Source organism: Bradyrhizobium sp. S3.2.6 (assembly GCF_040546885.1).
GTDB classification, from domain to species: domain Bacteria; phylum Pseudomonadota; class Alphaproteobacteria; order Rhizobiales; family Xanthobacteraceae; genus Bradyrhizobium; species Bradyrhizobium cytisi.
On record NZ_JBEPOS010000021.1, the window covers coordinates 52,118 to 76,864 of the forward strand.

General features: G+C 63.5%; 20 protein-coding genes, 1 tRNA gene and 1 pseudogene. 11 read left to right on the top strand and 11 right to left on the bottom strand.

Features of this window, described 5'->3' with window-relative positions; all coding sequences use genetic code 11:
* Nucleotides 1-13 precede the first annotated feature (13 nt).
* The 3 genes from ABID58_RS28910 to ABID58_RS28920 are packed head-to-tail and all read right to left on the bottom strand — an operon-like array spanning nucleotide 14 to nucleotide 4,733.
* The gene (locus ABID58_RS28910; protein WP_148755839.1) at nucleotides 14-3,124 is read right to left on the bottom strand and encodes an efflux RND transporter permease subunit; all 3,111 of its coding nucleotides are present in this window, start codon (nucleotides 3,122-3,124) and stop codon (nucleotides 14-16) included.
* Nucleotides 3,125-3,127: 3 nt separating this feature from the next.
* Nucleotides 3,128-3,586 carry a nuclear transport factor 2 family protein gene (locus tag ABID58_RS28915; protein WP_148741716.1) on the bottom strand — a complete coding sequence of 153 codons (459 nt, stop codon included), beginning with the start codon at nucleotides 3,584-3,586 and terminating at the stop codon, nucleotides 3,128-3,130.
* A gap of 40 nt (nucleotides 3,587-3,626) precedes the next feature.
* Nucleotides 3,627-4,733 carry an efflux RND transporter periplasmic adaptor subunit gene (locus ABID58_RS28920; protein ID WP_354036234.1) on the bottom strand — a complete coding sequence of 369 codons (1,107 nt, stop codon included), beginning with the start codon at nucleotides 4,731-4,733 and terminating at the stop codon, nucleotides 3,627-3,629.
* A 157-nt stretch (nucleotides 4,734-4,890) separates the two neighbouring features.
* Here ABID58_RS28920 and ABID58_RS28925 point away from each other — a divergent pair, with 157 nt between their 5' ends.
* The 3 genes and pseudogenes from ABID58_RS28925 to ABID58_RS28935 form a co-directional block, all read left to right on the top strand.
* Nucleotides 4,891-5,469 carry a TetR/AcrR family transcriptional regulator gene (locus ABID58_RS28925; protein WP_354036236.1) on the top strand — a complete coding sequence of 193 codons (579 nt, stop codon included), beginning with the start codon at nucleotides 4,891-4,893 and terminating at the stop codon, nucleotides 5,467-5,469.
* A gap of 149 nt (nucleotides 5,470-5,618) precedes the next feature.
* Nucleotides 5,619-5,927, top strand: coding sequence for an alpha/beta fold hydrolase (locus tag ABID58_RS28930; RefSeq protein ID WP_246230415.1), 309 nt, complete (start codon nucleotides 5,619-5,621; stop codon nucleotides 5,925-5,927).
* A 22-nt stretch (nucleotides 5,928-5,949) separates the two neighbouring features.
* Nucleotides 5,950-6,110, top strand: a pseudogene (locus ABID58_RS28935) (beta-ketoacyl-ACP synthase II); the annotation flags it as partial.
* A 143-nt stretch (nucleotides 6,111-6,253) separates the two neighbouring features.
* On the opposite strand, the gene ABID58_RS28940 reads toward ABID58_RS28935, so the two are convergent.
* Nucleotides 6,254-6,343 (bottom strand) — tRNA-Ser (locus tag ABID58_RS28940).
* A 196-nt stretch (nucleotides 6,344-6,539) separates the two neighbouring features.
* Here ABID58_RS28940 and ABID58_RS28945 point away from each other — a divergent pair.
* The gene (locus ABID58_RS28945; protein ID WP_354036237.1) at nucleotides 6,540-6,893 is read left to right on the top strand and encodes a hypothetical protein; all 354 of its coding nucleotides are present in this window, start codon (nucleotides 6,540-6,542) and stop codon (nucleotides 6,891-6,893) included.
* Nucleotides 6,894-6,926: 33 nt separating this feature from the next.
* On the opposite strand, the gene ABID58_RS28950 is transcribed toward ABID58_RS28945, so the two are convergent.
* From ABID58_RS28950 to ABID58_RS28960, 3 genes are all read right to left on the bottom strand, one after another.
* Nucleotides 6,927-8,390, bottom strand: a complete 1,464-nt coding sequence (locus ABID58_RS28950; protein WP_354036238.1) for a trehalose-6-phosphate synthase — start codon at nucleotides 8,388-8,390, stop codon at nucleotides 6,927-6,929.
* A gap of 233 nt (nucleotides 8,391-8,623) precedes the next feature.
* On the bottom strand, nucleotides 8,624-9,445 hold the full coding sequence (gene otsB, locus ABID58_RS28955; RefSeq protein ID WP_148755848.1) for a trehalose-phosphatase: 822 nt from the start codon (nucleotides 9,443-9,445) through the stop codon (nucleotides 8,624-8,626).
* Nucleotides 9,446-9,449: 4 nt separating this feature from the next.
* Nucleotides 9,450-10,937: an MFS transporter gene (locus ABID58_RS28960; protein WP_148755849.1), complete on the bottom strand. Its 1,488-nt coding sequence runs from the start codon at nucleotides 10,935-10,937 to the stop codon at nucleotides 9,450-9,452.
* A gap of 130 nt (nucleotides 10,938-11,067) precedes the next feature.
* Here ABID58_RS28960 and ABID58_RS28965 point away from each other — a divergent pair, with 130 nt between their 5' ends.
* The gene (locus ABID58_RS28965; protein ID WP_354036239.1) at nucleotides 11,068-11,439 is read left to right on the top strand and encodes a DUF3175 domain-containing protein; all 372 of its coding nucleotides are present in this window, start codon (nucleotides 11,068-11,070) and stop codon (nucleotides 11,437-11,439) included.
* 3 nt (nucleotides 11,440-11,442) lie between these two features.
* On the opposite strand, the gene ABID58_RS28970 is transcribed toward ABID58_RS28965, so the two are convergent.
* Both ABID58_RS28970 and ABID58_RS28975 read right to left on the bottom strand, forming a co-directional pair.
* Nucleotides 11,443-13,476: a methyl-accepting chemotaxis protein gene (locus ABID58_RS28970; protein WP_354036241.1), complete on the bottom strand. Its 2,034-nt coding sequence runs from the start codon at nucleotides 13,474-13,476 to the stop codon at nucleotides 11,443-11,445.
* Between the two features lie 187 nt (nucleotides 13,477-13,663).
* Entirely contained in the window at nucleotides 13,664-15,703 is a 2,040-nt protein-coding gene (locus tag ABID58_RS28975; protein WP_354036243.1) for a methyl-accepting chemotaxis protein, read from the bottom strand.
* Between the two features lie 240 nt (nucleotides 15,704-15,943).
* On the opposite strand from ABID58_RS28975, the gene ABID58_RS28980 reads away from it, so the two are divergent.
* The 4 genes from ABID58_RS28980 to ABID58_RS28995 all read left to right on the top strand — a co-directional run bounded on the left by ABID58_RS28980 (nucleotide 15,944) and on the right by ABID58_RS28995 (nucleotide 20,984).
* A complete protein-coding gene (locus ABID58_RS28980; RefSeq protein WP_354036244.1) occupies nucleotides 15,944-16,429 on the top strand; it encodes a (2Fe-2S)-binding protein in 486 nt (161 codons plus the stop codon).
* An 84-nt stretch (nucleotides 16,430-16,513) separates the two neighbouring features.
* Nucleotides 16,514-18,856, top strand: a complete 2,343-nt coding sequence (locus ABID58_RS28985; RefSeq protein ID WP_354036245.1) for a xanthine dehydrogenase family protein molybdopterin-binding subunit — start codon at nucleotides 16,514-16,516, stop codon at nucleotides 18,854-18,856.
* Nucleotides 18,857-18,869: 13 nt separating this feature from the next.
* Complete coding sequence (locus ABID58_RS28990) at nucleotides 18,870-19,670, top strand: FAD binding domain-containing protein (protein WP_354036246.1); 801 nt, start codon at nucleotides 18,870-18,872, stop codon at nucleotides 19,668-19,670.
* Nucleotides 19,671-19,871: 201 nt separating this feature from the next.
* Nucleotides 19,872-20,984 carry a CaiB/BaiF CoA transferase family protein gene (locus ABID58_RS28995; RefSeq protein ID WP_354036248.1) on the top strand — a complete coding sequence of 371 codons (1,113 nt, stop codon included), beginning with the start codon at nucleotides 19,872-19,874 and terminating at the stop codon, nucleotides 20,982-20,984.
* Nucleotides 20,985-21,113: 129 nt separating this feature from the next.
* On the opposite strand, the gene hppD is transcribed toward ABID58_RS28995, so the two are convergent.
* Nucleotides 21,114-22,232, bottom strand: a complete 1,119-nt coding sequence (gene hppD / locus ABID58_RS29000; protein ID WP_354036250.1) for a 4-hydroxyphenylpyruvate dioxygenase — start codon at nucleotides 22,230-22,232, stop codon at nucleotides 21,114-21,116.
* Between the two features lie 121 nt (nucleotides 22,233-22,353).
* Here hppD and ABID58_RS29005 point away from each other — a divergent pair, with 121 nt between their 5' ends.
* Entirely contained in the window at nucleotides 22,354-22,833 is a 480-nt protein-coding gene (locus ABID58_RS29005) for an Lrp/AsnC family transcriptional regulator (protein WP_148755858.1), read from the top strand.
* A gap of 74 nt (nucleotides 22,834-22,907) precedes the next feature.
* Nucleotides 22,908-23,219: a DUF1272 domain-containing protein gene (locus ABID58_RS29010; protein WP_148755859.1), complete on the top strand. Its 312-nt coding sequence runs from the start codon at nucleotides 22,908-22,910 to the stop codon at nucleotides 23,217-23,219.
* Between the two features lie 149 nt (nucleotides 23,220-23,368).
* Here the strand turns inward: ABID58_RS29010 and fahA are convergent, their stop codons facing one another.
* Complete coding sequence (gene fahA / locus ABID58_RS29015; protein WP_354036296.1) at nucleotides 23,369-24,640, bottom strand: fumarylacetoacetase; 1,272 nt, start codon at nucleotides 24,638-24,640, stop codon at nucleotides 23,369-23,371.
* Nucleotides 24,641-24,747 lie beyond the last annotated feature (107 nt).

The window sequence follows — 24,747 nt, forward strand, 5'->3', positions numbered from 1 at the left end:
GAGTAACGGAGCCTTATTCGGCAGCCATTGCTGGTCGCAATTCCGGCTCCTCGCGCGAGACCTCGTGCATATCATCTGCGGTGGGCTTGATCCGAAACCAGGCAGCGTAAAGCGCGGGGAGAAACAGCAGGATCAACACCGTTCCGACTGCGGTGCCGCCGATCAGCGTATAGGCCATCGACCCCCAGAAAACGGAATGCGTGAGGGGGATGAACGCTAGCACGGCAGCAAGTGCGGTCAGGATCACAGGCCTCGTGCGCTGCACCGTTGCCTCGATAACGGCGTGATAGTCATCAAGTCCGGCGGCAAGGTTCTCCTTGATCTGTTCGGTCAAGATCAGGGTGTTGCGCATCAGGATGCCCGCCAGTCCAATCAGGCCCAGAATCGCATTGAATCCGAAGGGCTGGTGAAAGGTCAGCAGCATCGGCACGACACCAACGAGGCCAAGCGGTCCCGTCAGCACGACCATGGCCATCGTCGAGAAGGATCGCACCTGCAGCATGATGACGATCAGCATGGCAGCGATCATGGCGGGAAAGATCGTCGCCAGCGCGTCGTTGGCCTTGGTTGCCTCCTCGATCGATCCGCCCAACTCGATACGATAGCCGGCCGGCAGGGATGCGATCAGCGGCTGAAGGGCGATCTTGATCTCCTTAGAGACCTCCGGAGGTTGGGTCGCCTCATTGATGTCCGAGCGTATCGTGACGACAGGGATGCGATCGCGGCGCTTCAGAATCGGCTCTTCAAATCGGACTTCCGAATGGCCGACCTGATCGAGCGGAATTGATCGGCCGTCCCGGCTCGTCAACGAAAAATCCGCCAGGCGCGCCGGATCCAGTCGCTCACCGCCGGCGCTGCGCGCCACGATGGGGACATTGCGGATGTCCTCGCGGACCTGCGTAACCGTGATGCCGGTGAGGAGGAACTGGAGCTGCCGGCCCACTTCGGCTGGCGAAAGGCCGATGAGGTTCAATCGATCCTGATCCGGGATGAAACGGAGCACGGGCGTACGATCACCCCAGTCGCGATTCGCCTGCCGCACGTCGGGAACGCCGCGCATGACCTCGAGGGCCCTTTGAGAAACCGCGTATAATTGGGCGGGGTCGGGACCCATGACCCGAAACTCCACAGGGAAAGGCGTATAGGGTCCGAACACGAGCTGGGTGACGCGTACATTGGCCTCAGGTGCAAGGCCCTGTGACACCGCCTGTCGGAGCCGATGCTTCAAAGCCTCGCGCGCCTCCGCGTCCGGCGTCAGCACGACGATCTTGGCGAAGGCCGGATCAGGCAGCTCCGGCGCCATCGCGAAGAAGAAGCGGGGAGCGCCCTGACCGACATAGCTCGTGACGATCTTGGCCGCCGGCTGGTCCTGCAGCCAGTGTTCGACTTTCTCGACCGTGGCGGTTGTCGTCTCGATGCTGGTGCCTTCCGGCAGGCGAACCTCCACCAGCACTTCGGGGCGGTCGGACGTCGGGAAGAACTGCTGCTTGACTCCACCCATGCCGACGACGGAAAGCGCGAAAGCGATGGCGACGATGCCGCAGGTAACGAACTTGTGGCGCACGGCGAAGGTAATGAGCGCGCGCAGGCGCCGATAGTTCGGCGTACCGTAGATCGCGTGGTGACCACCTTCGATCGGTTTGATCGCGGGCAACATCTTGACGCCCAGATAGGGCGTGAAGACCACCGCGACGATCCAGGAGACGACGAGAGCGAACCCCACGACCCAGAAGATGTTGCCGGCGTATTCGCCGGCCGTCGAGCGGGCGAAGCCCACCGGCAGGAAGCCGGCGATCGTCACGAGTGTGCCCGACAGCATCGGCGCCGCAGTGTGGCTCCACGCATAGGCCGCCGCCGAGATGCGGTCCATGCCCTCTTCCATTTTCACCACCATCACCTCGATTGCGATGATGGCATCGTCGACGAGAAGACCAAGCGCCAGGATCAGGGCGCCGAGCGTGATGCGGTCGAAGAACCGGCCGGTCTCCAGCATGATGAGGAACACGACGGCGAGCGTCAGGGGGACGGCAGCCGCGACAACGATGCCGACGCGCCAGCCGAGGCTGAGCAGGCTGACCAGCAGCACCACGCCGAGTGCCATCGCGAACTTCATCATGAACTCGTCAACCGCCGAGGTGATGTTGACGGCCTGATCGCTGACCTTGGCCAGGCTCATCCCGAGTGGCAGTGTCCGAGCGATAGCTGCGGACCGCTCCTCTAGTGCCGTGCCGAGCGCGAGACCATTCCAGCCCTCCTGCATAACGGCCGCGAGCATGATTGTGGGCTCACCCTGGTGTCGGATGATGTAGGTGGGTGGATCCTCGTAGCCGCGGCGGACCTCGGCAATGTCGGAAAGCTTCAGCGTTCGCCCGGCAGCGACGATCGGCGTGTCGGCGATCGCCTGAACGCTGTCGTAAGCACCATCGACCCGGATGAAGACCTGCGGCCCCTTGGTGTCGATCGAGCCTGCCGGTGTGACCGTGTTCTGCCGCTGCAAGGCGGCAACAATGTCCGGTGCCGATACGCCGAGGGTTGTCAGTTTGGCATAGGAAAACTCGATGAATATCTGCTCGGGGCGTTCCCCGAGGATGTTGATCTTCTTGACGCCGGGTACATGCAGGAGATCCTGGCGAATGGTCTCGGCTTGCCTGGCGAGTTCGCGCATCGGCATGCCGTTGGCCTTGAGGGCATAGAGGGCGAAGCTCACGTCCGAATATTCGTCGTTGACGAAGGGGCCGAGCACGCCAGGGGGCAGCTTGCGCGCTTCGTCCCCAAGCTTCTTGCGGGCCTGGTAGAATTCCTCCTGCACGCTCGATGGCGGCGTGCTGTCCTTCAGCGTAACCGTCATGTACGCATAGCCGGGCCGCGTCGTCGTCTCCACCCGGTCGTACCAGGTCAGTTCCTGAATCCGCTTCTCCAAGGGTTCGGCGACCTGGTCCTGCATCTCGCGTGCTGTCGCGCCCGGCCACACGGTGGTGACCGTCAGGGTCTTGATGGTGAAGGAGGGGTCCTCCGCCCGCCCGAGCATGAAGAAGGCGTAGGCGCCCGCGGCCGCCAGCAGGAGGATGAAGAACAGGGTGACGGCCCGTTCGCGAACAGCGATCGCGGAAAGATTGAGGTTCATCTGCTAACTCACAATTGGTTCGGCGACAGCCTCTGTGAGGCCAGCTGCCGCTTGGACGCCAAGCCCACGAGCGGCTTGCTGTGAATCTTGAAATTCCTCGAGTGCATGGACTCTGCCCCACCGCAGAGTGAATACGTGGAGACCGCGGTTGACGTACGAGGCGTCGCCGTCGAGCAGCGTTGCGGTGCCGTCCCACTCGACAAAGACAGTGGTGTTCCAGGGCCAGCCCTTCACCCAGACATTGTTGACCGTGAGATGGAGAGTGGGCAGGACGCGTCCGAGCCGCTCAAACCAGCGGCGCACAGCCTGTTTGTCGTGGCGCTCGCCGCCAAGGGCGTGGGCGCCGGAAACGCGGTGATGGACATGCGGCGCGACTGCTTTCACCGCTTCATCCCAGCGATGGTTGTTGACGTGGTCGAAGGTCTTTCGGATTTCTTGCTCGACGATGTAGCTGTACAGCATGTGGCTTCTCCAACGGCCAGCGCGGAAAGATTGAGACGCTTCAGTTGCTCCGGCTTTCAGAGGCGGTCCTGACGTGAGCGCCGTCCTGCAGGAGATGAGCGCCCAGCGAAACAATGGGATCACCAGAGCTCAGCCCGGAGATCACGGCGGCTTCGCTGGTCACACGCACAAGCTTGATGGACCGAAAGTGAACGGTCGAGGTAGCGTTGTCGAAGACCCAGACGCCGGTCTTTCTGCCGTCATCGAGCAGGGCTCCCAGCGGCACCTGGACTTCCGGCTGACTCTCCTGGCTTGCGAGCCGAATGGTGACCGTCGCGCCAAGCGGTGCCGCCCCGGCCTCACCATCAAGCACGTAGCGGGCCTCATAGGTGCGGGTCTGGGGATCGGCGGAATCCGACAACTGCCGGAGATGCGCGGTATAGCGGCGTCCATCGCTCCCATACAGGCTCGCCTCGGCGAGCGAGCCGATCGCGGGTCGGATCGTTTCGGGAAGCGCCACCACAGCTTCGCGAGGACCGGACTGTGCCAGCCGAACGACCGCTTGGCCGGCGGAGACCACTTGTCCCGGCTCGCCAAGCGTTTGGGTAACCGTTCCGTCCGCATCGGCCAGCAGGACGGAATAGGTCGCCTGGTTCTCGGCGACGCGAGCGTCGGCTTCGGCCGCGGCGAGTTGCGCACTGGCAGTATCCGACGCGGCCTTCGCCTGCTCATAGCGCTGTTTGGAAGTCCATCCGTCGTTCACCAGGTTGGCGTATCGCCGCTCATCGGCTTCGGTCTGAACGACACTTGCACGCGCGGCGGCGACGGCGTTGCGCTTCGCTGCGACCGCGAGGCGCAGGTCGGTTTCGTCGATCCGCATCAGCGACTGCCCGGCTTTGACCTGCTCACCGACATTCACCAGCCGCTCAACGATCTTGCCTGCGACGCGAAAGCCGAGATTGCTTTCCACTCTCGCGCCGATAGTGCCCGTAAACCCGCGCTCGGATCCGCTCACCCGTGCGGCCGTGACCAAGCTGACCATCGGCGGTTCCTGCCTCGGGTCGCCCACGGCGGAGGCTTCTGGGGCGAAAATGCCAAGACTAACGAACGTGGCCACCCCCGCCGGGATCAAAATACCGGCCAAGACCGCAAAACCCCGCATCTTCATCTCAGTCTCCCAAATTTAGATTTCGTTTGCACTCTATATCTCGCTTAGAGTTCGAATGCAATCTAAAGGAAGAAGGGGAGATGATTCTTGTTAGATTGCGTTCGGCCACTATTTAGCCTATTAGAGTTCGAGCACAATCTAACTTCGGAGGATGCCGATGCGAGTAAGTCGCGTTCAGGCCGCGGAGAACCGCCAAACCGTGATCAATGTGGCAAGTCGCCTCTTCAGGGAGCGCGGATTCGATGGCATCGGGCTCAAGGATCTGATGGAGGGGGCCGGGCTGACCCAAGGCGCCTTCTACAAGCAGTTCGCGTCAAAAGAGGATCTGGCGGTCGAGGCGTCCAGGCGGGCCTTGGAGAGCGCGACCGGCCGATGGTCGGACGCAGCCACTCAGAATCCTGATGATCCGCTTGGCGCGGTGATCGCGTTTTACCTCAGTGGCGACCATCGCGAAGAGAAGATGGACGGCTGCCCGATCGTGGCACTCGGCTCAGATGCCGCCCGACAGGGCCCCGACGTCAAGGCGGCATTCGAGGCCGGGATCAAGGCGCATCTCGACGTGCTCAGCCGTTTCGTCGCCGGGACCGGCGACGAGACCTCCCGCGGCAAAGCGATGGCCATTCTCGCGACGATGGTTGGCGCGGTGACGCTCTCGCGCGTCGTCAACGACCCTGATCTGGCTCAGGCGCTTTTGGATGCTGCGGCCGAACAGGTTCGCGACGCCGCTGCCGCCTGAAAGCACGCTCCTCGAAACACGGAGAGATCGAATGCTCAGCCCGACCGAAGCCAAGCCAAGCTTGCTGAAGATATCGGACAAGCTAAGCGTACGTTTCCAAAAGACCGGCAGCGGGCCTCCGCTGCTTCTCATACATACGGTGTACTCCATTGACCTCCCGGGCCACGGCCACTCACCAAATTGATCCGAGCGCGAGCTTCGACGCGGGATACAAGCGGGTCGCACGCAAGGTGCTGGCGGGTTGGCGCTCCTGGAGCAAGGCCCGCGACTACTATCGGCACATCTCGGCACCCGTGACGCTCGTTTATGGCGATAGCGATTGGTCTCGGCCCAATGAACGCCAACGCACCCGGTCGCCGATTCCAGCCTCGCAGATGGTGACGCCCAAGAACACCGGCCATTTCTCCGCGGTCGAGAATCCGTCGGAGCTGGCTCGCGCTGTATTGGCGACAGAATGAGCGCATGATCGAAAGCAACCATGTGAGCGCCACCAAATCGGCAACCGGTCATCTGCTCGGCGCGGCCGGAAGAGCGGAAGCGATCCCGGCGATGCCAGGCGCATGACGATGGAGCATGCGGTCTCCAACGGATTCGGCTTCGGGGGCATCAACGCCAGCGTGATCTTTCCGCGCTGGCAATGAGGGGTTCGACCGCACCCGTTAGCAGCCACAGGAAGCCTATCGCGGGGGGAGCGATCCAGGAGATCGCCGACACGGCCTGATAGGCGCTCAACCGCGCTGTTAGGATCGTAGAAGATCGTAGCTTGGCTTACAGAATCGTGGAATGGCGGAGAGAGTGGGATTCGAACCCACGGTACGGTTTCCCGCACACACGCTTTCCAAGCGTGCGCCTTAAGCCACTCGGCCATCTCTCCGGAGCGCCTTCTCTTGAAGGGACGCCGGTGATTTTGCAAGGGATCGCAGGTAAAACGGGCGGATTTTCCGCAACATATTGTATTTACAGCGGAATATCTCGCGCCACGAGATCGCCCGGAACTTGCCTAAGGCTGAACCAGTCGCGGGTTTGGCGCGACGATTCACTCAACGACGCCAAACACGACCGGGGACGCCATGGCCATCTGCAAAACCATTGCCGCGCCAAGCCTGATTTTGGCCCTTGTTTTGGCCCTTGGCGCCGCCTTTACCGCGTCAGCCAACGCGCAGGCCTGCATCCGGCAGGGCGTCGATGTGACCTGCGACGATGGGCGGCGCGGGGTGCTTTCGGGCGATGCCATCCTCTGGCCGGACGGGACCCGCTCCAGCTCGACCCCGCACCAGAGCGTGATCATCGGCAACAAAAGCTCTGTGCATGTCGGACCCGGCGTGTTCGTCGGCCAGGGCAAGGGCGTGGTGCCAATGGACGATCCGAACGCGCCGAACAAGCGGCAGTGTGCGATTCTGGATGGCGTGTCGTATTGCTATTGAGGCTCGCCTCTCCCCATAAGAATGGGGCGCGAGTTAGATCAACCGCACACCCGATATCGCCGACTTCAACCAGCGAAGCGCCTGCGGCGGTTGCGCGGCGAGCGGGGCGGCCGCGACCTTCTCGGTACGGCACTTCTCCAGCTCGGCGACGAAATCCGACGACCATTGCTGGATGGTGTGGCCGCGCAACGTCTTCATCATCGCGTCCCAGCGCATCTTGCGCTCGGTGAGCGGCATCGCGGCAGCGACCGCGATGGCACGGGCCATGCCGTCGATGTCGTGCGGGTTGACCAGCAGCGCCGTCTCCAGCTCGTTGGCGGCACCGGCGAACTTTGACAGCACCAGCACGCCGGGATCGGCCGGGTTTTGCGCGGCGACATATTCCTTGGCGACAAGGTTCATGCCGTCATGCAGCGGCGTCACCACGCCAACCTGCGCAGTGCGATAAAGGCCTGCCAGCACGGTCTGGCTAAAACCCTTGTTGAGATAGCGGATCGGCGTCCAATCGACCTCGCCATGGCGGCCGTTGACGTCGGTGACAAGGCGCGCGACGTCGTTCTGCAGATTGCCATACGCTTCGATCGCGCCCCGCGACGGGTTGGCGATCTGCAGCAGCGAGATGCTGCGCGCGAACTGCGGATGCTCGGTCCAGAGCCGGTCGAACGCGCTGATGCGATTGACGAGGCCCTTGGAGTAATCGAGCCGGTCGACGCCGATCGCGAGCCGCTCGCCATTGAGGCTGCGGCGCAGCCGCGACACATCCGGATGAGACACCGACTTCGCGGCGTATTGCGCGAATTTTTCCGCATCGATGCCGATCGGAAACACTTCACAGCGCGTGCGACCGTGCTGGGAAATGACGACGCCATCATCGACCGTGAGGCCGAGCTCGCCGCCGACATAACCGAGAAAATTCTGGCAATCCTCGTCGGTCTGGAAACCGAGCAGATCGTAAGCCAGCATCGCCGTGATCAGCTCGCGATGATTTGGCACGCCCTGCATCACCGCAGCCACCGGCCAGGGAGTGTGCAGGAAGAAGCCGATGGGGTCATCGACGCCGAGATCGCGCAGCTCCGCGCCGAGCGCGAGGAAATGATAATCCTGCACCCAGAACGCAGTCTGTGCCTTGCGGAAGCGCATCAAGGCACGCGCCATGAACGCGTTGACCTCGCGATAGCTGACATAGTCCTCGCGCGAGACGCGGATCAAATCGCTGCGCGAATGCAGCGCCGGCCACAGCGCCGAGTTGGCAAAGCCTTCATAATAGCCGCCATAATGCGCTGCCGGCAGATCCAGCGTCGCAATCGCGCCGGAGCCCAGCGCCTCGATCTCGGCGAAAGGCTCCTTCTGATGGCCGTCACGTACGCGACCGGAGGAACCCACCCAGATGGCACCCGAATGCTCCACGACCGGAAGCAATGCCGCAGCGAGGCCGCCCGTCATGGGCTCGTTGGGTTTCCCGCGCGCAACTCGATTCGAAATGACGACTAAATTCACAGGTCGTCCCCTCCTGTTCATTCCACCCCGTTTAACTGCCGTTCATCAATATGGTTCCTGTCATCATTTCTGCGAAATGAAACCAAAGTCAGGCGCGCGCGTTGGAACCAGTTTCCCTGAGGGAACCCGGGGATTTCGTTCGGGAAAGAGAGCCTTGGCGTGAAATTCACGCAACATAAGTTAGGCGCGCGAAGGAACTGCGCGTTACAATGTGGCTCTGCGATGACCGTGCCTTATTCCAACCTTGTGTCGTCGAGCAGGTGCGCGAGGAACGCACGCACATCGTTCGGCGCATCGAAGTGACCGTTGACGCCGATGGCGCGGCGGCCGACCGAGAAGGAGAGCCCGTTCATGTCGGGCATGATCGCGAACACGGTTTCATCGGTGACGTCGTCGCCGATGAAGATCGGGCGGCGTCCGTTGAAGGGCTCGTGCTTCATCAGCTCGCGCACGCCGGTTGCCTTGGTGAAACCGGGATGCTTGATCTCGCAAACGAACTTGCCGGGCAGCACCTCGATCGGCGCATTGGGCAGATCGGCCCGGATCAGCGAGACGGCTTCATAGATCGCCTTCTCGGCATGCGGCGCAAGCCGGTAATGCAGCGCCAGCGAATAGCCCTTGTCCTCGAGCAGAATGCCGGGACTGAGCTTTGCGATCGCGGCCAGCCGCCGCTTCAGCTCCTTGTCCATCGGGGGTGCGTGCACGTCGTCGGCTTCATTGTCCACCGACAGCCGCATCTCCGCACCGTGACCGGCGACGGCGCGAAACACATCGGGCGCAAAGATCAGGTCGATGTCGTTGAGCGAGCGGCCGCTCACCATGGCCAGCGCGCCCGAGGTGCGCTCCGTCAGCCGGTTCAGCGTCTCCGAGAGGCCCGGCGGCACCCACACCTCGCGCGGCGTCGGCATCAAATCGAGCAGCGTGCCGTCGATGTCGAGCAGGATCGCGGTCTCGTTGAGATGCGGGACGAGTGCATGCGGCACCGGGACGGCGTCGGGCGCTTCTTCGTCGGGCATGGCGTGCTTCTGATCCAATTCAGCAAGTTCCGATGTCATAAGTCTACTCCATAAAGGCAAGCGGCCGCGCGATTTGTTCGAGCGATTTGCGCTCCGCGGAGACGGCGTAGCGCCATGCCACAATCGCAGCCGCGATCATCAGGGCAGCCCCCAGCAAATAGCCGGCGAACACGCTGTTGCGTGATCCCGTGTCGATCAGGGCGCCGAACAGCGCCGGGCCTACGACGCCGCCGATGCCCGTGCCCACCGCATAGAACACTGCAATCGCCAGCGCGCGAACTTCGAGCGGAAAAGTCTCGCTCACAGTGAGATAGGCGGCGCTCGCCGCAGGCGAGGCAAAGAAGAAGATCACCATCCAGGCAATGGTCTGCCCCTGCGCGCTCAGCGCACCGATCGAGAACAGATAACCTGACACCGCCAGCAGCAGGCCTGAGACGCCATAGGTGAACATGATCATGGTGCGGCGGCCTAGCGTATCGAACAGGCGGCCGAGCATCAGCGGACCAAGGAAGTTTCCGGCCGCGAACGGCAGCAGGTACCAGCCGACATGATCGGCGCTGATGCCGTAGAAATCGGTCAGCACCAGCGCAAAGGTGAAGAAGATCGCGTTGTAGAAGAAAGCCTGCGCGACCATCAGCACGAGGCCGACCAGCGCGCGCTGGCGATAGACAGAGAACAGCGTGTGCACGACTTCCCTGATCGGGGTGTGATCGCGCATCTTCAGGCGCACCTTGGCGAAGCGTCGACCGCTTGGATCCTGATCATGCCCGGTCACCGAACGCTCGATGCCGTCGACGATCTTGTGGGCCTGATCCGGGCGGCCATGGATCATCAGCCAGCGCGGGCTTTCCGGGATCCACATCCGCATCAACAGCACGACGAGACCGATGGTCGCGCCGATGAGATAGGCAAGACGCCAGCCGAGATCGGGCCCGACCAGCGCGGGGTCGAGCAGCACGATGGCTGCGACCGCGCCCATCGCCGCGCCGATCCAGAAGCTGCCGTTGATGACCAAATCAGTCCAGCCGCGGTAGCGCGCCGGCACCAGTTCCTGGATGGTCGAGTTGATCGCCGTATATTCGCCGCCGATGCCGGCGCCGGTCAGGAAGCGGAATAGCGCATAGCTCGCGATATCCCACGACAGCGCGGTCGCGGCCGTCGCGGAGAGGTAGAGCGCAAGCGTGATGAAGAACAGTTTTTTACGGCCGATGCGGTCGGTCAGCCAGCCGAAGCCGATCGCACCGAGCACAGCGCCTGCAAGATAAGCCGAGTTGGCAAAACCAAGATCGAGGTTGGAGAAGTGCAGCGTCGGGCTCTGCTTCAGCGCACCTGAGAGCGCGCCGGCCAACGTCACCTCGAGCCCGTCTAGAATCCAGGTGATCCCGAGCGCCAGCACCACACGGGTGTGAAAGCCGCTCCAGGGCAGCGCATCGAGCCGCGCGGGAATGCTGGTCTCGACAATGCGATCGGTCACGGCCGCCGTCGAGACTGCAGGTCCATCATTCGGCGCTGGGCTCTGCTGCAATTCCATCGGGTTGCTAGGTCACGGGAGGTGCGGCATTCCGCCTGCCACCTGCGACAACGTCTGCGGCAAGAGCAGGTTCCCTTAGGAACGTCGCCCGATGCCGGCCGTTTCTGCTGGAGCCGCAAGGAGTTGACGCATGGCTCATGTCAGAAAGACGACACATTCGCGCAAAACTGCAGCACACAGGAAGACCAGCGCGAGGCGCAACACCGCGCGCGAGGGCACAAAGCGTGCCGCGCCAAAACGCTGGTCGCAGCGCGTCACAAGGGAGAGCGACGCACTCGACCTCAAGCGCGGCGTGTTCACGCTCACGAGCCCGAAGCGGATCGCGGCCTCACTGAAGCGCTCTGCCGAACACAGCGCCCGCCGCAAGACCGGTGCCTATCGCTCTGCGCTGTCGATGCTGACGTTCTATATCAACCGCGCCGGCAAGACGTTGCCAAAGACGCAGCGCGAGCGGTTGGAGAAAGCGAAGGTGGAGCTGAAGCGGGCGTTTGGGAAGGAGTGATCCTTACGCCGCCCGGATATTCGCCATGAACCGGTCGAGCTCGGCGCGCAGCCTGGTGCTTTCGCTCGACAGCGTCTTGGCCGAGTTCAGCACCTCTTCCGAGGCCGAGCCGGTTTCGGCGGCGCCGCGATTGACCTGGCCGATATCGGTCGCGGCGGTCTGGGTGCCCTGGGCGACGGTCTGGACACTGCGGGCGATCTCCTGGGTCGCGGCGCCTTGCTCTTCAACCGCGCTGGCAATCGAGGTCGAGATCGACGAGATCTTGCCGATGGTCGCGCCGATCTCCTTGATCGCGGCGACCGATTCGGCGGTGGCGCCCTGCATGCCCGTGATGTGCGAGGAAATCTCGTCGGTGGCTTTCGCCGTCTGGCTCGCCAAGGACTTTACTTCGCTTGCGACCACCGCGAAGCCGCGGCCGGCTTCACCGGCGCGGGCCGCCTCGATGGTGGCGTTGAGCGCGAGAAGATTGGTCTGTTCGGCAATCGCCGTGATGAGCTTGACGACCTCGCCGATCTGCTGGGCCGCATGCGAGAGTTTTCCGATGCGGCCGTCGGTCTCCTTGGCCTGCACCACGGCGGCCTCGGCAATCCGGCTGGAGTCGCGGACCTGGCGGCCGATCTCCTCGACCGAGGCCGAGAGTTCTTCCGTCGCGGTCGCGACCGACTGCATGTTGCTCGAGGCCTGCTCGGAGACACCGGCGACCTGGCTCGACAGCGTCTGCGTGGTCTCGGCCGTGCGGGTCAGCGTGGAAGCCGAAGATTCGAGCTGCACGGCGGAGGCCGAGACGTTCGACACGATGGCGCCGACGGCGCTCTCGAAATCATCGGCAAAGCGGATCAGCTCGCCGCGGCGGCTTGCTGCCTGCTCCCTGTTCTGGGCTTCGCTGGCGGCGGCATCGCGCTCGGCCTTGGCGACCGCCTGAACCTTGAACTCTTCGACGGCGCCGGCCATCTCGCCGATCTCGTCCTTGCGGCCGAGGCCCGGCAGCACGACGTCGAAATTGCCAGAAGCAAGCTCGCGCATCGCCTTGCACATCGCAATCATCGGCCGCGAGATGCCATTGCCGAGCATCAGGGCCAGCACAGCACCGATGGCAAGACCACCCAGCGCCAGCATCAGCATCAGCCGCTCGGTTTCCCCGATCGTCAGATTGGCGCTCGCCTCGATGCGCTGCTGATCGGCCGACAGGTCCGACCGCAGCTCGCCCGAGAGCTTGAGGATGGACGCGGCCGTCTTGGTCATCTCGCCGTTCGACTTGACGATGATTTTCACATTGTCGGAAAGCTTTGCAAACGACGCGCGGTACTGCTTCAGCAGGCCACCGATCTCGGTGACTCGGTCGGTGATCTTCTGGTCGTTGGCGTAGATCGAGACCAGCAGCGTCTCCAGAAACTTGATGCGGGCGACCACGCCGTCGGCGGCCTTCGGCTCCGGCTTGGCGACGAAGGCGCTGACCGAGGTGGAGACCGCGAGATATTGCGAGGTGATGTCCTTGGCCGTGGTCTGGACCGATGCGAGCCCGGCAAGCGCCGCAGTGTCGGCGAGGTCGTCGAACTTGAAGCGGATCTTGTTGCCGACGCTGTTCAACTCGTCGGTCGCAACCTTGTTGTTCTCACGCGTCAGCGTGATGATCTCGCCGAATATCTTTGCGAAGCGCTGGAACTCGGCCTCGAGCTTGCCGACCTGCTCGCGACGTGCAGCGCCTGTTGTGGCCGACATCGACTTGGCGATCGCTGCCTTCAGACTCTCTTCGGCCGCCTTGGCCGCCGTTTCGTCGTCCGGGGCACCGGTCAGCGTGTAGGCCCGGGTCAGCCCCTGATAGCTGATTAATTCGCGATCGATGGTCCGCGCCAGGTCTGCTTCCGCCACACTGGTCCGGTAGGACGCGACGGCACCCGCGATTCGCTCGAAGCCGAAATAGGCAAATGCCATGCTGACGGCGAGGATGGCCAGCACCGCCACGAAGCCGAGAATGATTTTTGCACGAAAACGCAAGGTGAAGAGCTTCGATGAGCTCGGCTTCGACTTCACGGACATTCCCCCACCCCATTCCATTCGCGGAAAACCAGGCGCAGCCCGGGAGCAGCCCGCTCCCCGACTCAAATGCACGGTAAATGGCAAAGGATAAGCCGCGGTAAACTTGGCGCGTCGCAACCCGCGGTTAGGTGACGCGGGGACGGACCGTCGCCACGGGAAAGACCGAGGCGAAATCGGAGCAAGTGCCCTACGCCGCCCGGATATTGGCCATGAACCGGTCGAGCTCGGCGCGCAGCCGGGTGCTTTCGCTCGACAGCGTCTTGGCCGAGTTCAGCACCTCTTCCGAGGCCGAGCCGGTTTCGGCGGCGCCGCGATTGACCTGGCCGATATCGGTCGCGGCGGTCTGGGTGCCCTGGGCGACGGTCTGGACGCTGCGGGCGATCTCCTGGGTCGCGGCGCCCTGCTCTTCCACGGCGCTGGCAATCGAGGTCGAGATCGACGAGATCTTGCCGATGGTCGCGCCGATCTCCTTGATCGCGGCAACCGATTCGGCGGTCGCGCCCTGCATGCCCGTGATGTGCGAGGAAATCTCGTCGGTAGCCTTGGCGGTTTGACTCGCCAGGGACTTCACCTCGCTTGCGACCACCGCGAAGCCGCGGCCGGCTTCACCGGCGCGGGCCGCCTCGATGGTGGCGTTGAGCGCGAGAAGATTGGTCTGTTCGGCAATCGCCGTGATGAGCTTGACGACCTCGCCGATCTGCTGGGCCGCATGCGAGAGTTTTCCGATGCGGCCGTCGGTCTCCTTGGCCTGCACCACGGCGGCCTCGGCAATCCGGCTGGAGTCGCGGACCTGGCGGCCGATCTCCTCGACCGAGGCCGACAGCTCTTCGGTCGCGGTTGCGACCGACTGCATGTTGCTCGAGGCCTGCTCGGAGACACCGGCGACCTGGCTCGACAGGGTCTGCGTGGTCTCAGCGGTGCGGGTCAGCGTGGAGGCCGAGGATTCGAGCTGCACGGCGGAGGCCGAGACGTTCGACACGATGGCGCCGACGGCGCTCTCGAAATCATCGGCAAAGCGGATCAGCTCGCCGCGGCGGCTTGCTGCCTGCTCCCTGTTCTGGGCTTCGCTGGCGGCGGCATCGCGCTCGGCCTTGGCGACCGCCTGAACCTTGAACTCTTCGACCGCGCCGGCCATCTCGCCGATCTCGTCCTTGCGGCCGAGGCCCGGCAGCACGACGTCGAAATTGCCAGAAGCAAGCTCGCGCATCGCCTTGCACATCGCAATCATCGGCCGCGAGATGCCGGTGCCGAGCAGGAAGGCGAGGACCGCGCCGAGCAGCGTGCCGCCGACGGCCAGCATCAGCACCAGTTGCTCGGTCTTCCCGATGGTCGCTTCCGATTCCGAATCCAGCCGCTGCTGTTCGGCGACCAGATCCGCCTTCATGGCAGAGGCGCCCCGAAGGATCGCGCCCGCCGAGCCGCTCATCTCGGTGACGAGCTCGTCGACCATCCTGGCGTTAGCGATCAGCTTCTCAAGCGCTTCGCGATAGGCGACAAGAATGGTCTTGGCGTCCTTCAGGCCGGCGACGATCTTGTCGTCCATGGAATAGACCGCGCCGAGCGAGTTCTCGACGAATTTCAAGCGGGCCAGCGCACTGGTCGCGATCGCCTGGTCGGACGTCAGCACGAAATTGGTCGCCGCCGCGCTTGCGGTCTGAAACTGGGCGTTGACCTGCTTGGTGCCGAACTCGATCGCCTGTGCCTCGGAATCGGAGGCATTGTTGCCGATATCGTCGAGCTTGTACTTCAGCAGATTGGCTTGGCGCGAGAGCTGGTTCTGCACCAGCAGCGTGCTGTCGCGCTTGGCCTGGAGGACCTTGGCGAAGGTGGCGGAGAAATTCGAGAACTCCTTGGCGAGCTTGTCGAGACTGTCCTGCCGCGCCGGCGTCTTGGCGCTCTTGACGGCCTGGTCGATGGCACTCCTCAGGCTGGCCTCGGCGTCGAGCGCCGCCTTGGCATTATCCTCCTTGCCGGTGACGACGAAATATTTGACGGCCGAACGGTAGCCGAGCAGCTCGCGGTCGATATTGCGGGCGAGATCGGCCTCCGAGACGCTGCTGCGATAGGACCCGACGCCGGACGAGACCCGTTCGAAGCCGAAATAGGCAAAGGCCATGCTGCCGGCGGAGATCACCAGCACCGCGGCAAAGCCGAGGATGATCTTGGCGCGGAACCGGAGGGTCGGAAATATGCTGCGCTTGGATGGCGACGCGGTACGCCCGGACATTCCCAACCCCCATTTTCTATTCAGCCATCGTCCGGAGGCGCCCCGCCCCCAAGACCCGGATGCGCAAAACTAGGGCAGAATCGATAAAGGCCGGTAAATTCGTCACGTTGGCGCAATCAAAGGCCCTATCGGCCAAAGGCCGACCGGACGGACCGGGGCGATCAAAATCCTAGTTGCCAAGCCTGGGGGCCGCGGTCTCTAATTAGAAACAATCAAAATCAATCCCGGGAGGTATGTTCCGTGTCTACAGTCAAACTGACGGTGAACGGCAAGGCCGTTGCTGTCGACGTCGAGGACCGCACGCTGCTGGTCCAGCTCCTGCGCGACCATCTCAACCTCACCGGAACCCATGTCGGCTGCGACACCAGCCAGTGCGGCGCCTGCGTCGTGCACATGGACGGCAAGGCGGTGAAGTCCTGCACCATGCTGGCGGGCCAGGCCGACGGCGCCAATGTCACCACCATCGAAGGCATCGCCAAGGGCGACGAGCTGCACCCGATGCAGGCCGCCTTCCGCGACAACCACGGCCTGCAGTGCGGCTATTGCACCCCGGGCATGATCATGTCGGCGATCGACATCGTGCACCGCCATGGTGGCCAGCTCGACGAGCCCACCGTCCGGCACGAGCTCGAAGGCAATATCTGCCGCTGCACCGGTTACCACAACATCGTCAAAGCCGTGCTGGATGCAGCCGGGCGCATGAAGGTCTCGCAGGCGGCCGAGTAGAGCGGCCCGCCTCGAAAAAAGAACCACCGCTGCGGCTTTCGAGGGAAAGCGCAGTCAAGATAATTCCGGTCGGGAGGACCAGACATGGGTGTTGAAGGCATCGGCGCGCGCGTCGTGCGCAAGGAAGACAAGCGTTTCATTACCGGCAAGGGCCGGTACGTCGACGACATCAAATTGCTGGGCATGACCCATGCCCATTTCATCCGCAGCCCGCACGCACACGCCAAGGTGAAGAACATCGACTCTTCCGCCGCGCTGAAGATGCCGGGCGTGGTCGCGGTCCTCACCGGACAGGAGCTGGTCGACGACAAGGTCGGCAACCTCATCTGCGGCTGGGCCATCACCTCCAAGGACGGCAGCCCGATGAAGATGGGGGCATGGCCGGCGATGGCGCCGGAGACGGTGCGCTTCGTCGGACAGGCCGTGGCGGTCGTCATCGCCGACACGAAGAATCTGGCGCGCGACGCGGCCGAGGCCGTGGTCGTGGATTATGAAGAGCTGCCGGCCGTCGCCGACATCCAGGCCGCGATCAAGTCCGGCGCACCGCAGCTTCACCCTGAGGCTCCCGGCAACCAGGTCTATGACTGGGTGATCGGCGACGAGGGCGCGACGGATGCCGCCTTCGCCAAGGCCGCCAACGTCGTCAAGCTCGACGTCACCAACAACCGCCTCGCCCCGAACGCGATGGAGCCGCGCGCGGCGATCGCCGATTACGATGCGGCGGAAGAGCACTTCACTCTCTATACGACCTCGCAGAACCCGCACGTCGCTCGCCTCGTGCTGTCGGCGTTCTACAACATTGCCCCCGAGCACAAGCTGCGCGTGATCGCCCCCGACGTCGGCGGCGGCTTCGGCTCGAAAATCTTCATCTACCCGGAAGAGATGGTGGCGTTGTGGGCCTCGAAGAAGGTCGGCCGTCCCGTGAAATGGACCGGCGACCGCACCGAAGCCTTCCTCACCGACGCGCATGGCCGCGACCATGTCACCCATGCCGAGATGGCGCTCGACGCCAACAACAAGATCATCGGCTTGAAGGTGAAGACCTACGCCAATTTCGGCGCGTATATGTCGCTGTTCTCGTCGTCGGTGCCGACCTATCTCTACGCGACGCTGCTGTCGGGCCAGTACAACATCCCGGCGATCCATGCCGAGGTGGTCGGGGTCTACACCAACACCACGCCGGTCGATGCCTATCGCGGCGCAGGCCGCCCCGAGGCGAGCTACCTGATCGAACGTCTCATGGAGACGGCGGCGCGGCAGCTCAAGGTCGATCCGGCCCAGTTGCGCCGCACCAACTTCATCACCCAGTTCCCGCACCAGACGCCTGTGATCATGGCCTATGACACCGGCGACTTTAATGCCTCGCTCGACGCCGCGATGAAGGCGATCGACTATGCCGGCTTCGCCGCCCGCAAGGCGCAAGCCAAGTCGCAAGGCAAGCTGCGCGGCATCGGCGTCTCCTGCTACATCGAGGCCTGCGGCATTGCACCGTCGAAGGCTGTCGGCAGCCTGGGCGCCGGCGTCGGTCTCTGGGAATCGGCCGAAGTGCGCGTCAACCCGGTCGGCACCATCGAGATCCTCACGGGCTCGCATAGCCACGGACAGGGGCACGAAACCACGTTCTGCCAGCTCGTCGCAGAGCGCTTGGGTGTTCCCATCAGCCAGGTCTCTATTGTCCATGGCGACACCGACAAGGTGCAGTTCGGCATGGGCACCTACGGCTCGCGGTCGGCGGCTGTCGGTCTCACTGCGATCCTGAAGGCGATGGAGAAGATGGAATCCAAGGCCAAGAAGATCGCAGCGCATGCGCTCGAAGCGTCGGAAGCCGACATCGTCATCGAGAACGGCGAGTTCAAGGTGACCGGTACCGACAAGGCGATTGCGCTGCCGATGGTTGCGCTCGCGGCCTACACCGCACACAATCTGCCTGACGGGATGGAGCCGGGCCTGAAAGAAAGCGCCTTCTACGACCCGACCAACTTCACCTTCCCGGCCGGCGCTTACATCTGCGAGCTCGAGGTCGATCCCGGCACGGGCAAGACCTCCTTCGTCAACTTCGTCGCGGCCGACGATTTCGGCCGGCTGATCAACCCGATGATCGTCGAGGGCCAGGTCCATGGCGGCCTTGCCCAGGGCATCGGACAAGCGCTGCTCGAGCACGCCATCTACGATGCCAACGGCCAGCCGGTCACGGCCTCGTTCATGGATTATTCCATGCCGCGCGCCGACGATCTGCCCTCGTTCAATCTCTCCCACACCACGACGCTGTGCCCGGGCAATCCCCTGGGCATCAAGGGTTGCGGTGAAGCCGGCGCGATCGGCGCCTCTGCGGCCGTGATCAATGCGATCACGGATGCGATCGGCAAGAACAACCTGGAAATGCCCGCAACCCCGGACCGGGTGTGGCGCACGATCCACGCGGCCTAAAGAGGAGAGAAAGATGTATCAGACCACTTATCATCGCGCCTCTTCAGTCGATGAGGCTGCCTCTCTCTTCGCGAAGGGCAGCGAGGCAAAGTTCCTCGCCGGCGGCCAGACGCTGCTGCCGGTAATGAAGCAGCGGCTCGCCAGCCCCTCCGACGTGATCGATCTCGGCAAGATCAAGGAGCTGATCGGCATCGAGGCCTCCGGCGACGTACTGACCGTCAGGGCCGCCACGCCGCATCACGATGTCGCCACCAGCGACACCGTGAAGAAGACGATACCCGCACTTGCCTATCTTGCCTCGCTGATCGGCGACCCCGCCGTGCGCTACCGCGGCACGATCGGTGGCTCGCTCGCCAACAACGACCCGGCCGCGGATTATCCGGCCGCGACGCTGGCACTCGGCGCAACGGTCAAGACCAGCAAGCGCTCGATTGCGGCGGACGACTATTTCAAGGGCCTGTTCACGACGGCACTTGAAGACGGCGAGATCATCACCGCCGTCTCGTTCCCGGTTCATGCGAAATCCGGCTACGCGAAATTCCCACATCCGGCCTCGCGCTTTGCGCTGACCGGCGTGTTCGTCGCGCAAGCGAAGTCGGGCGAGATCCGCGTCGTTGCCACCGGCGCCTCGCAAAGCGGCGTGATGCGGGTGCCGGCAATCGAGGCAGCGCTGAAGGCGAACTGGTCGCCGACAGCAATCGATGGCGTGAACATTTCGGCGAGCAATCTGCTGGCCGACATTCACGGCAGTGCAGAGTACCGCGCCAACCTCATCAAAGTGATGGCGCAGCGCGCCGTAACTGCCGCTGGCTGATAGCGCCTCAACACAAATCTTCTGCGGCGCGCAGCAATGCGCGCCGCTTTTATGATGCGCCCATGCGTGAAAAGCGCTTGCCTCGCTGGCGTGAAGGCGAGAAAAGTTAATCAGCCAATTAACTCGCCCCAGAGAGGAACGTCCGGCGCGGCTGCCGACCAATCGGCATCCGCCGCCCGCGACCCAAGGAAAACAAAACCCGTGCTCGACAAACCCGCCAAGAACACATCCGTCGGCACTTCAGGCCCGCTCGCGGGCTTCCGCGTCGTCGAATTCGCCGGCATCGGACCCGGCCCGTTCGCCTGCATGATGCTGGCCGACATGGGCGCCGATGTCGTCACGCTCGACCGCGTCGGCGCCAAGAAGAGCCTGAAGTCGGTGGCGGGCCGCGGTCGCACGGTGATCGAGCTCGACCTCAAGGACAAGGAGTCCATCGCACAGGTGCTCGACCTGCTCGCCAGCGCCGACGCGCTGGTCGAAGGTTTTCGTCCCGGCGTGATGGAACGGCTCGGCCTTGGCCCCGATATCGTGCTCGCGCGCAATCCAAAGCTCGTCTACGGCCGCATGACCGGTTGGGGCCAGGAAGGCCCGCTTGCGAATGCAGCCGGCCATGACATCAACTACATCTCGATCACCGGTGCGCTCGCCGCGATCGGACCTGAGGAAGCGCCGGTGCCGCCGCTCAACCTGGTTGGCGATTTCGGCGGCGGGGCGCTCTATCTGGTCGTCGGCGTGCTCGCCGCACTGCTGGAAGCCTCGAGGTCCGGCAAGGGCCAGGTGGTCGACGCCGCGATGTGCGACGGCGCGGCATCGCTGATGTCGTTCTTCTTCGACATGAAAACGCTCGGCCGCTGGACCGAAGGTCGCAACCGGAACTTCCTCGACGGCGGCGCCCACTTTTACGGCGTCTATGAATGCGCCTGCGGCCATTTCGTTTCGATCGGCTCGATCGAGCCGCAGTTCTACGCGCTGCTGCGCGAGCACGCAGGCCTGCTAGATGCCGATTTCGACGCGCAGATGGATCCCAAGGCCTGGCCCGCGCTGAAGGAGAAGCTGAAGGCCGTGTTCAAGAGCAAGACGCGCGAGGACTGGTGCAAGATCATGGAAGGCAGCGACATCTGCTTCGCGCCGGTGCTGACCATGTCGGAAGCGACCGAGCATCCGCACATGGTCGCGCGAAACGTGTTCGTCGAACGCCACGGCGTGAAGCAGCCCGCACCGGCGCCGCGCTTCTCGCGCACGCCGTCCGTGGTGCGCGAGCCGGAGGGCGCTGAGATCGCGGCGGTGATGCAGGCGTGGAAAGCGGCGAAGTAACCCCCGTCGCACGATCCTGTAGGGTGGGCAAAGGCGCTCTTGCGCCGTGCCCACCATCTCTCCACGAATCCGGTAGAGGTGGTGGGCACGCTCACGCTTTGCCCACCCTACAGCAGCGCGGCTGACGGCTTACGCCGCATCCTCCACCTTCAGCACTCCGCGCCGGATCTGATCCTCCTCGATCGACTCGAACAGGGCCTTGAAATTGCCCTCGCCAAAGCCGTCGTCGCCCTTGCGCTCGATGAACTCGAAGAAGATCGGGCCGATCGCATTGGCCGAGAAGATCTGCAGCAGCACCTTGGTCTGGCCACCGTCGACCACGCCCTCGCCGTCGATGAGAATGCCGTTCTTCTGCAAGCGTGCGACGTCCTCGCCATGCTTGGGCAGGCGCGCATCGATCCGCTCGAAATAGGTCTCGGGCGGCGCCGGCATGAAGGGCAGGCCTGCTTCGCGCAGGCCTTCGATGGTGCGGTAGATGTCGCGGCAGCCGCAGGCGATGTGCTGGATGCCTTCGCCGCGATAGATTTTCAGATACTCCTCGATCTGGCCGGAGTCGCCGGCGTCCTCGTTGATCGGAATCCGGATCTTGCCGTCCGGGCTGGTCAGCGCGCGCGAGAACAGGCCCGAGGCGCGGCCCTCGATGTCGAAGAAGCGGATCTGACGGAAGTTGAACAGCTTTTCGTAGAAGCCGGTCCAGACATCCATACGGCCGCGATGGACGTTGTGGGTGAGGTGATCGAGATAGAACAGGCTCGCACCGACCGGCCGCGGATCGCGTGCGCCTAGCCACTCGAACTCGGCATCATAGGCCGAGCCGTTGGCGCCGTAGCGATCGACGAAGTAGAGCAGGCTGCCGCCGATGCCCTTGATCGCGGGCACGTTGAGCGTCTTCTGCGCGGTCGGCACATCGGCTGGCTCCGCACCGAGCGCAATCGCCCGGTCATAGGCGACCTTCGCATCGACCACGCGGAACGCCATCGACGGCGCGCAGGGGCCGTGTGCGGCGACGAACTCGTAACCGTGGGTGCCGGGCTCCTCGTTGACGAGATAGTTGATGTCGCCCTGGCGATAGATCGTGATTGTCTTGGTCTTGTGCCGCGCGACGGGCGCATAGCCCATCAGCTTGAACAGGTCATGCAGCTCTTGCGGATTGGGATGCGCATATTCGACGAACTCGAAGCCGTCGGTGCCCATCGGATTGTCGGCTGTGATCGTGGCCGGCGGTGCATCGTGCGGAAACGGACCCATGCTGCTCTCCCAATCTGCTGCTGGGATGAACTATCCTTCACGGGACGCGCAATGAGCGTGCAAATGGAACGCGTTTTGGCTATCGTACGCACGATCCGTGCACAAAATGGACAAATGACGCATGATTCCGCTGGATGCCTTCGACCTCAAGATCCTGGGCGCACTCCAGGATGACGGCCGCCTCACCAACCAGGAGCTTGCCGAGCAAGCCGGCCTCTCGGCTTCGCAATGCTCGCGCCGGCGAATGCGGCTGGAGGAAGAGAAGATTATCGCCGGCTATCACGCCGACCTCTCCAGCGAGGCGCTAGGCTTCGGCGTGATCGCCTTCATCCAGGTGGGACTTGCGACCCACTCGCCGGACAATTCAAAACGCTTCCGGGCGCTGGTCAACCGCATCGACGAGATCCAGGAGGCCTATTCGCTCACGGGCGACGCCGACTATGTGCTGAAAGCCGTGCTGCGCGATCTCAAAGGGCTCTCCAACCTCGTCAACGACGTGCTGATGCCGCACCAGAGCGTGGCGCATGTGCGCTCCTCGATCGTGCTGGACCGGCTGAAGGAAAGCTCCAAGCTGCCGCTGAAAGATTTGAAGGCTGGCTGAAATCGAGGGAACTACGCCATTCGCGCCGCGCGCGCGATCTGCGATGATCCCGGCCAGCTCTCGGAGATTGACCCATGGCGCTCCAGCTTCGACCGAACTGCGAATATTGCGATCGCGACCTGCCGCCTGATGCAACGGATGCGCGGATCTGCTCCTATGAATGCACGTTCTGTGCGGATTGCGTGGAGACAAAGCTCTCCAACGTCTGCCCGAACTGCGGCGGCGGCTTTGCCCCGCGCCCGATCAGGCCGACGCAGGAGTGGCGCCCGGGCGTATGCACGAGCAAGCAGGCGCCGTCCGACAAGCGGGTGCATTTGAAGTACAGCCTCGACGACGTCGCAGCACACTGCGCGAGGGTCAAGGGCGTGCCGCCGGAGAAGCGCTGAGCTCTCTCCACGTCATTGCGAGGAGCTCGCGACAAAATTGCGAAGCAATTTTGCGCTGATGCGACGAAGCAATCCAGACTGCCGCTGCGGAGAGATTCTGGATTGCTTCGCTGCGCTCGCAATGACGGAGTTTGTCGCGATAACGGAATTCACTCCGCCGGCACAATCGTCCCCTCGACCTCGCCAAATCCGACGCGATAACCATTCCCCTGGCACCAGCCGCGCATGACAATGCTGTCGCCGTCTTCCAGGAACGAGCGTTTGACGCCGCCGGGCAATTCCACTGGCTCAGTGCCGTTCCAGCTGATCTCCAGCAAGCTGCCGCGCTGGTTCTTCTCAGGGCCGGAAATGGTGCCGCTGCCGAGGAGATCGCCGACATTCATCGCGCAGCCAGAGGAGGCGTGATGCATCAGCTGCTGCACCGAGGACCAGTACATATACTTGAAGTTTGTCCGGCTGATGCCGGCAGGCGCATTGGCGCCGGCGCCATGCAAGGAGACGTCGAGCTCCAGATCGTAATTCTGCGGCTTTGCCTGCTTGAGATAATCGAGCGGCTCCGGCTCCTGCGTCGGCCCCTTCAGGCGGAACGGCTCCAGTGCTTCGCGCGTCACCACCCACGGGCTGATCGAGGTCGCGAACGCTTTCGCCAGGAACGGGCCGAGCGGCACATATTCCCATTGCTGGATGTCGCGCGCGCTCCAGTCGTTGAGCAGCACGAAGCCGAAGATCTTCTCTTCGGCCTGTTGCTCGGTGAGCATACCGCCCATGGCTGAGGGCTGGCCGACCACGACGCCCATCTCCAGCTCGAAATCGAGCCGCTTGCACGGGCCAAAACTCGGCACTTCCGCATTCGGCGGCTTCAACTGCCCGCGCGGCCGCTTCACCTTGGTGCCCGAGACCACGACGGTGGACGCGCGGCCGTTATAGCCGATCGGCATGTGCAGCCAGTTCGGCTGCAGCGCATTATCCTTGCCGCGGAACATCACGCCGACATTGGTGGCGTGCTCTTTCGACGAATAGAAGTCGGTATAGCCGGAGACCGCGAACGGCAGATGCACTATCACCTCGCGCATCGGCACCAGCGCCTGCTTGCGCAGCTCCACATTGTCGCGCAGCTCCGGATGATCGTGGCGCAGCAGCTCGCTGATCCGCGCCCGCGTCCCGGTCCAGACTTTTGGCCCGAGCGCCATGAAGGGATTGAGCGAAGGGCCGGAGAACACGCCGAGCGGACCGACATCGAGCCGCGAGTCCTGCTCGAGCTCCCAGAGATCGAGCACATAGTTGCCGATCGCAACGCCACCGCGCGGCGTCGGATTACGCGCGGTCGAGAACACGCCATAGGGCAGGTTCTGGATCGGGAAGTCGGAGGCGGGGTCGACCTCGATGAAGGAACGGAGGCTGGGATCGTTGGGGTGGGGCACATGAATCTCCGGACTTGAGACCGTCATGGCCGGGCTTGTCCCGGCCATCCACGATCTTTCCTCTGCGCATCAAGACGTGGATGCCCGGGACAAGCCCGGGCATGACG

Excerpts from the sequence above, each read along its gene's own strand:
- ABID58_RS28910 (WP_148755839.1), bottom strand. The coding sequence starts at position 3,124 with ATGAACCTCAATCTTTCCGCGATCGCTGTTCGCGAACGGGCCGTCACC.
- ABID58_RS28915 (WP_148741716.1), bottom strand. The coding sequence starts at position 3,586 with ATGCTGTACAGCTACATCGTCGAGCAAGAAATCCGAAAGACCTTCGAC.
- ABID58_RS28920 (WP_354036234.1), bottom strand. The coding sequence starts at position 4,733 with ATGAAGATGCGGGGTTTTGCGGTCTTGGCCGGTATTTTGATCCCGGCG.
- ABID58_RS28925 (WP_354036236.1), top strand. The coding sequence starts at position 4,891 with ATGCGAGTAAGTCGCGTTCAGGCCGCGGAGAACCGCCAAACCGTGATC.
- ABID58_RS28945 (WP_354036237.1), top strand. The coding sequence starts at position 6,540 with ATGGCCATCTGCAAAACCATTGCCGCGCCAAGCCTGATTTTGGCCCTT.
- otsB (WP_148755848.1), bottom strand. The coding sequence starts at position 9,445 with ATGACATCGGAACTTGCTGAATTGGATCAGAAGCACGCCATGCCCGAC.
- ABID58_RS28960 (WP_148755849.1), bottom strand. The coding sequence starts at position 10,937 with ATGGAATTGCAGCAGAGCCCAGCGCCGAATGATGGACCTGCAGTCTCG.
- ABID58_RS28965 (WP_354036239.1), top strand. The coding sequence starts at position 11,068 with ATGGCTCATGTCAGAAAGACGACACATTCGCGCAAAACTGCAGCACAC.
- ABID58_RS28970 (WP_354036241.1), bottom strand. The coding sequence starts at position 13,476 with ATGTCCGTGAAGTCGAAGCCGAGCTCATCGAAGCTCTTCACCTTGCGT.
- ABID58_RS28975 (WP_354036243.1), bottom strand. The coding sequence starts at position 15,703 with ATGTCCGGGCGTACCGCGTCGCCATCCAAGCGCAGCATATTTCCGACC.
- ABID58_RS28985 (WP_354036245.1), top strand. The coding sequence starts at position 16,514 with ATGGGTGTTGAAGGCATCGGCGCGCGCGTCGTGCGCAAGGAAGACAAG.
- ABID58_RS28990 (WP_354036246.1), top strand. The coding sequence starts at position 18,870 with ATGTATCAGACCACTTATCATCGCGCCTCTTCAGTCGATGAGGCTGCC.
- hppD (WP_354036250.1), bottom strand. The coding sequence starts at position 22,232 with ATGGGTCCGTTTCCGCACGATGCACCGCCGGCCACGATCACAGCCGAC.
- ABID58_RS29005 (WP_148755858.1), top strand. The coding sequence starts at position 22,354 with ATGATTCCGCTGGATGCCTTCGACCTCAAGATCCTGGGCGCACTCCAG.
- ABID58_RS29010 (WP_148755859.1), top strand. The coding sequence starts at position 22,908 with ATGGCGCTCCAGCTTCGACCGAACTGCGAATATTGCGATCGCGACCTG.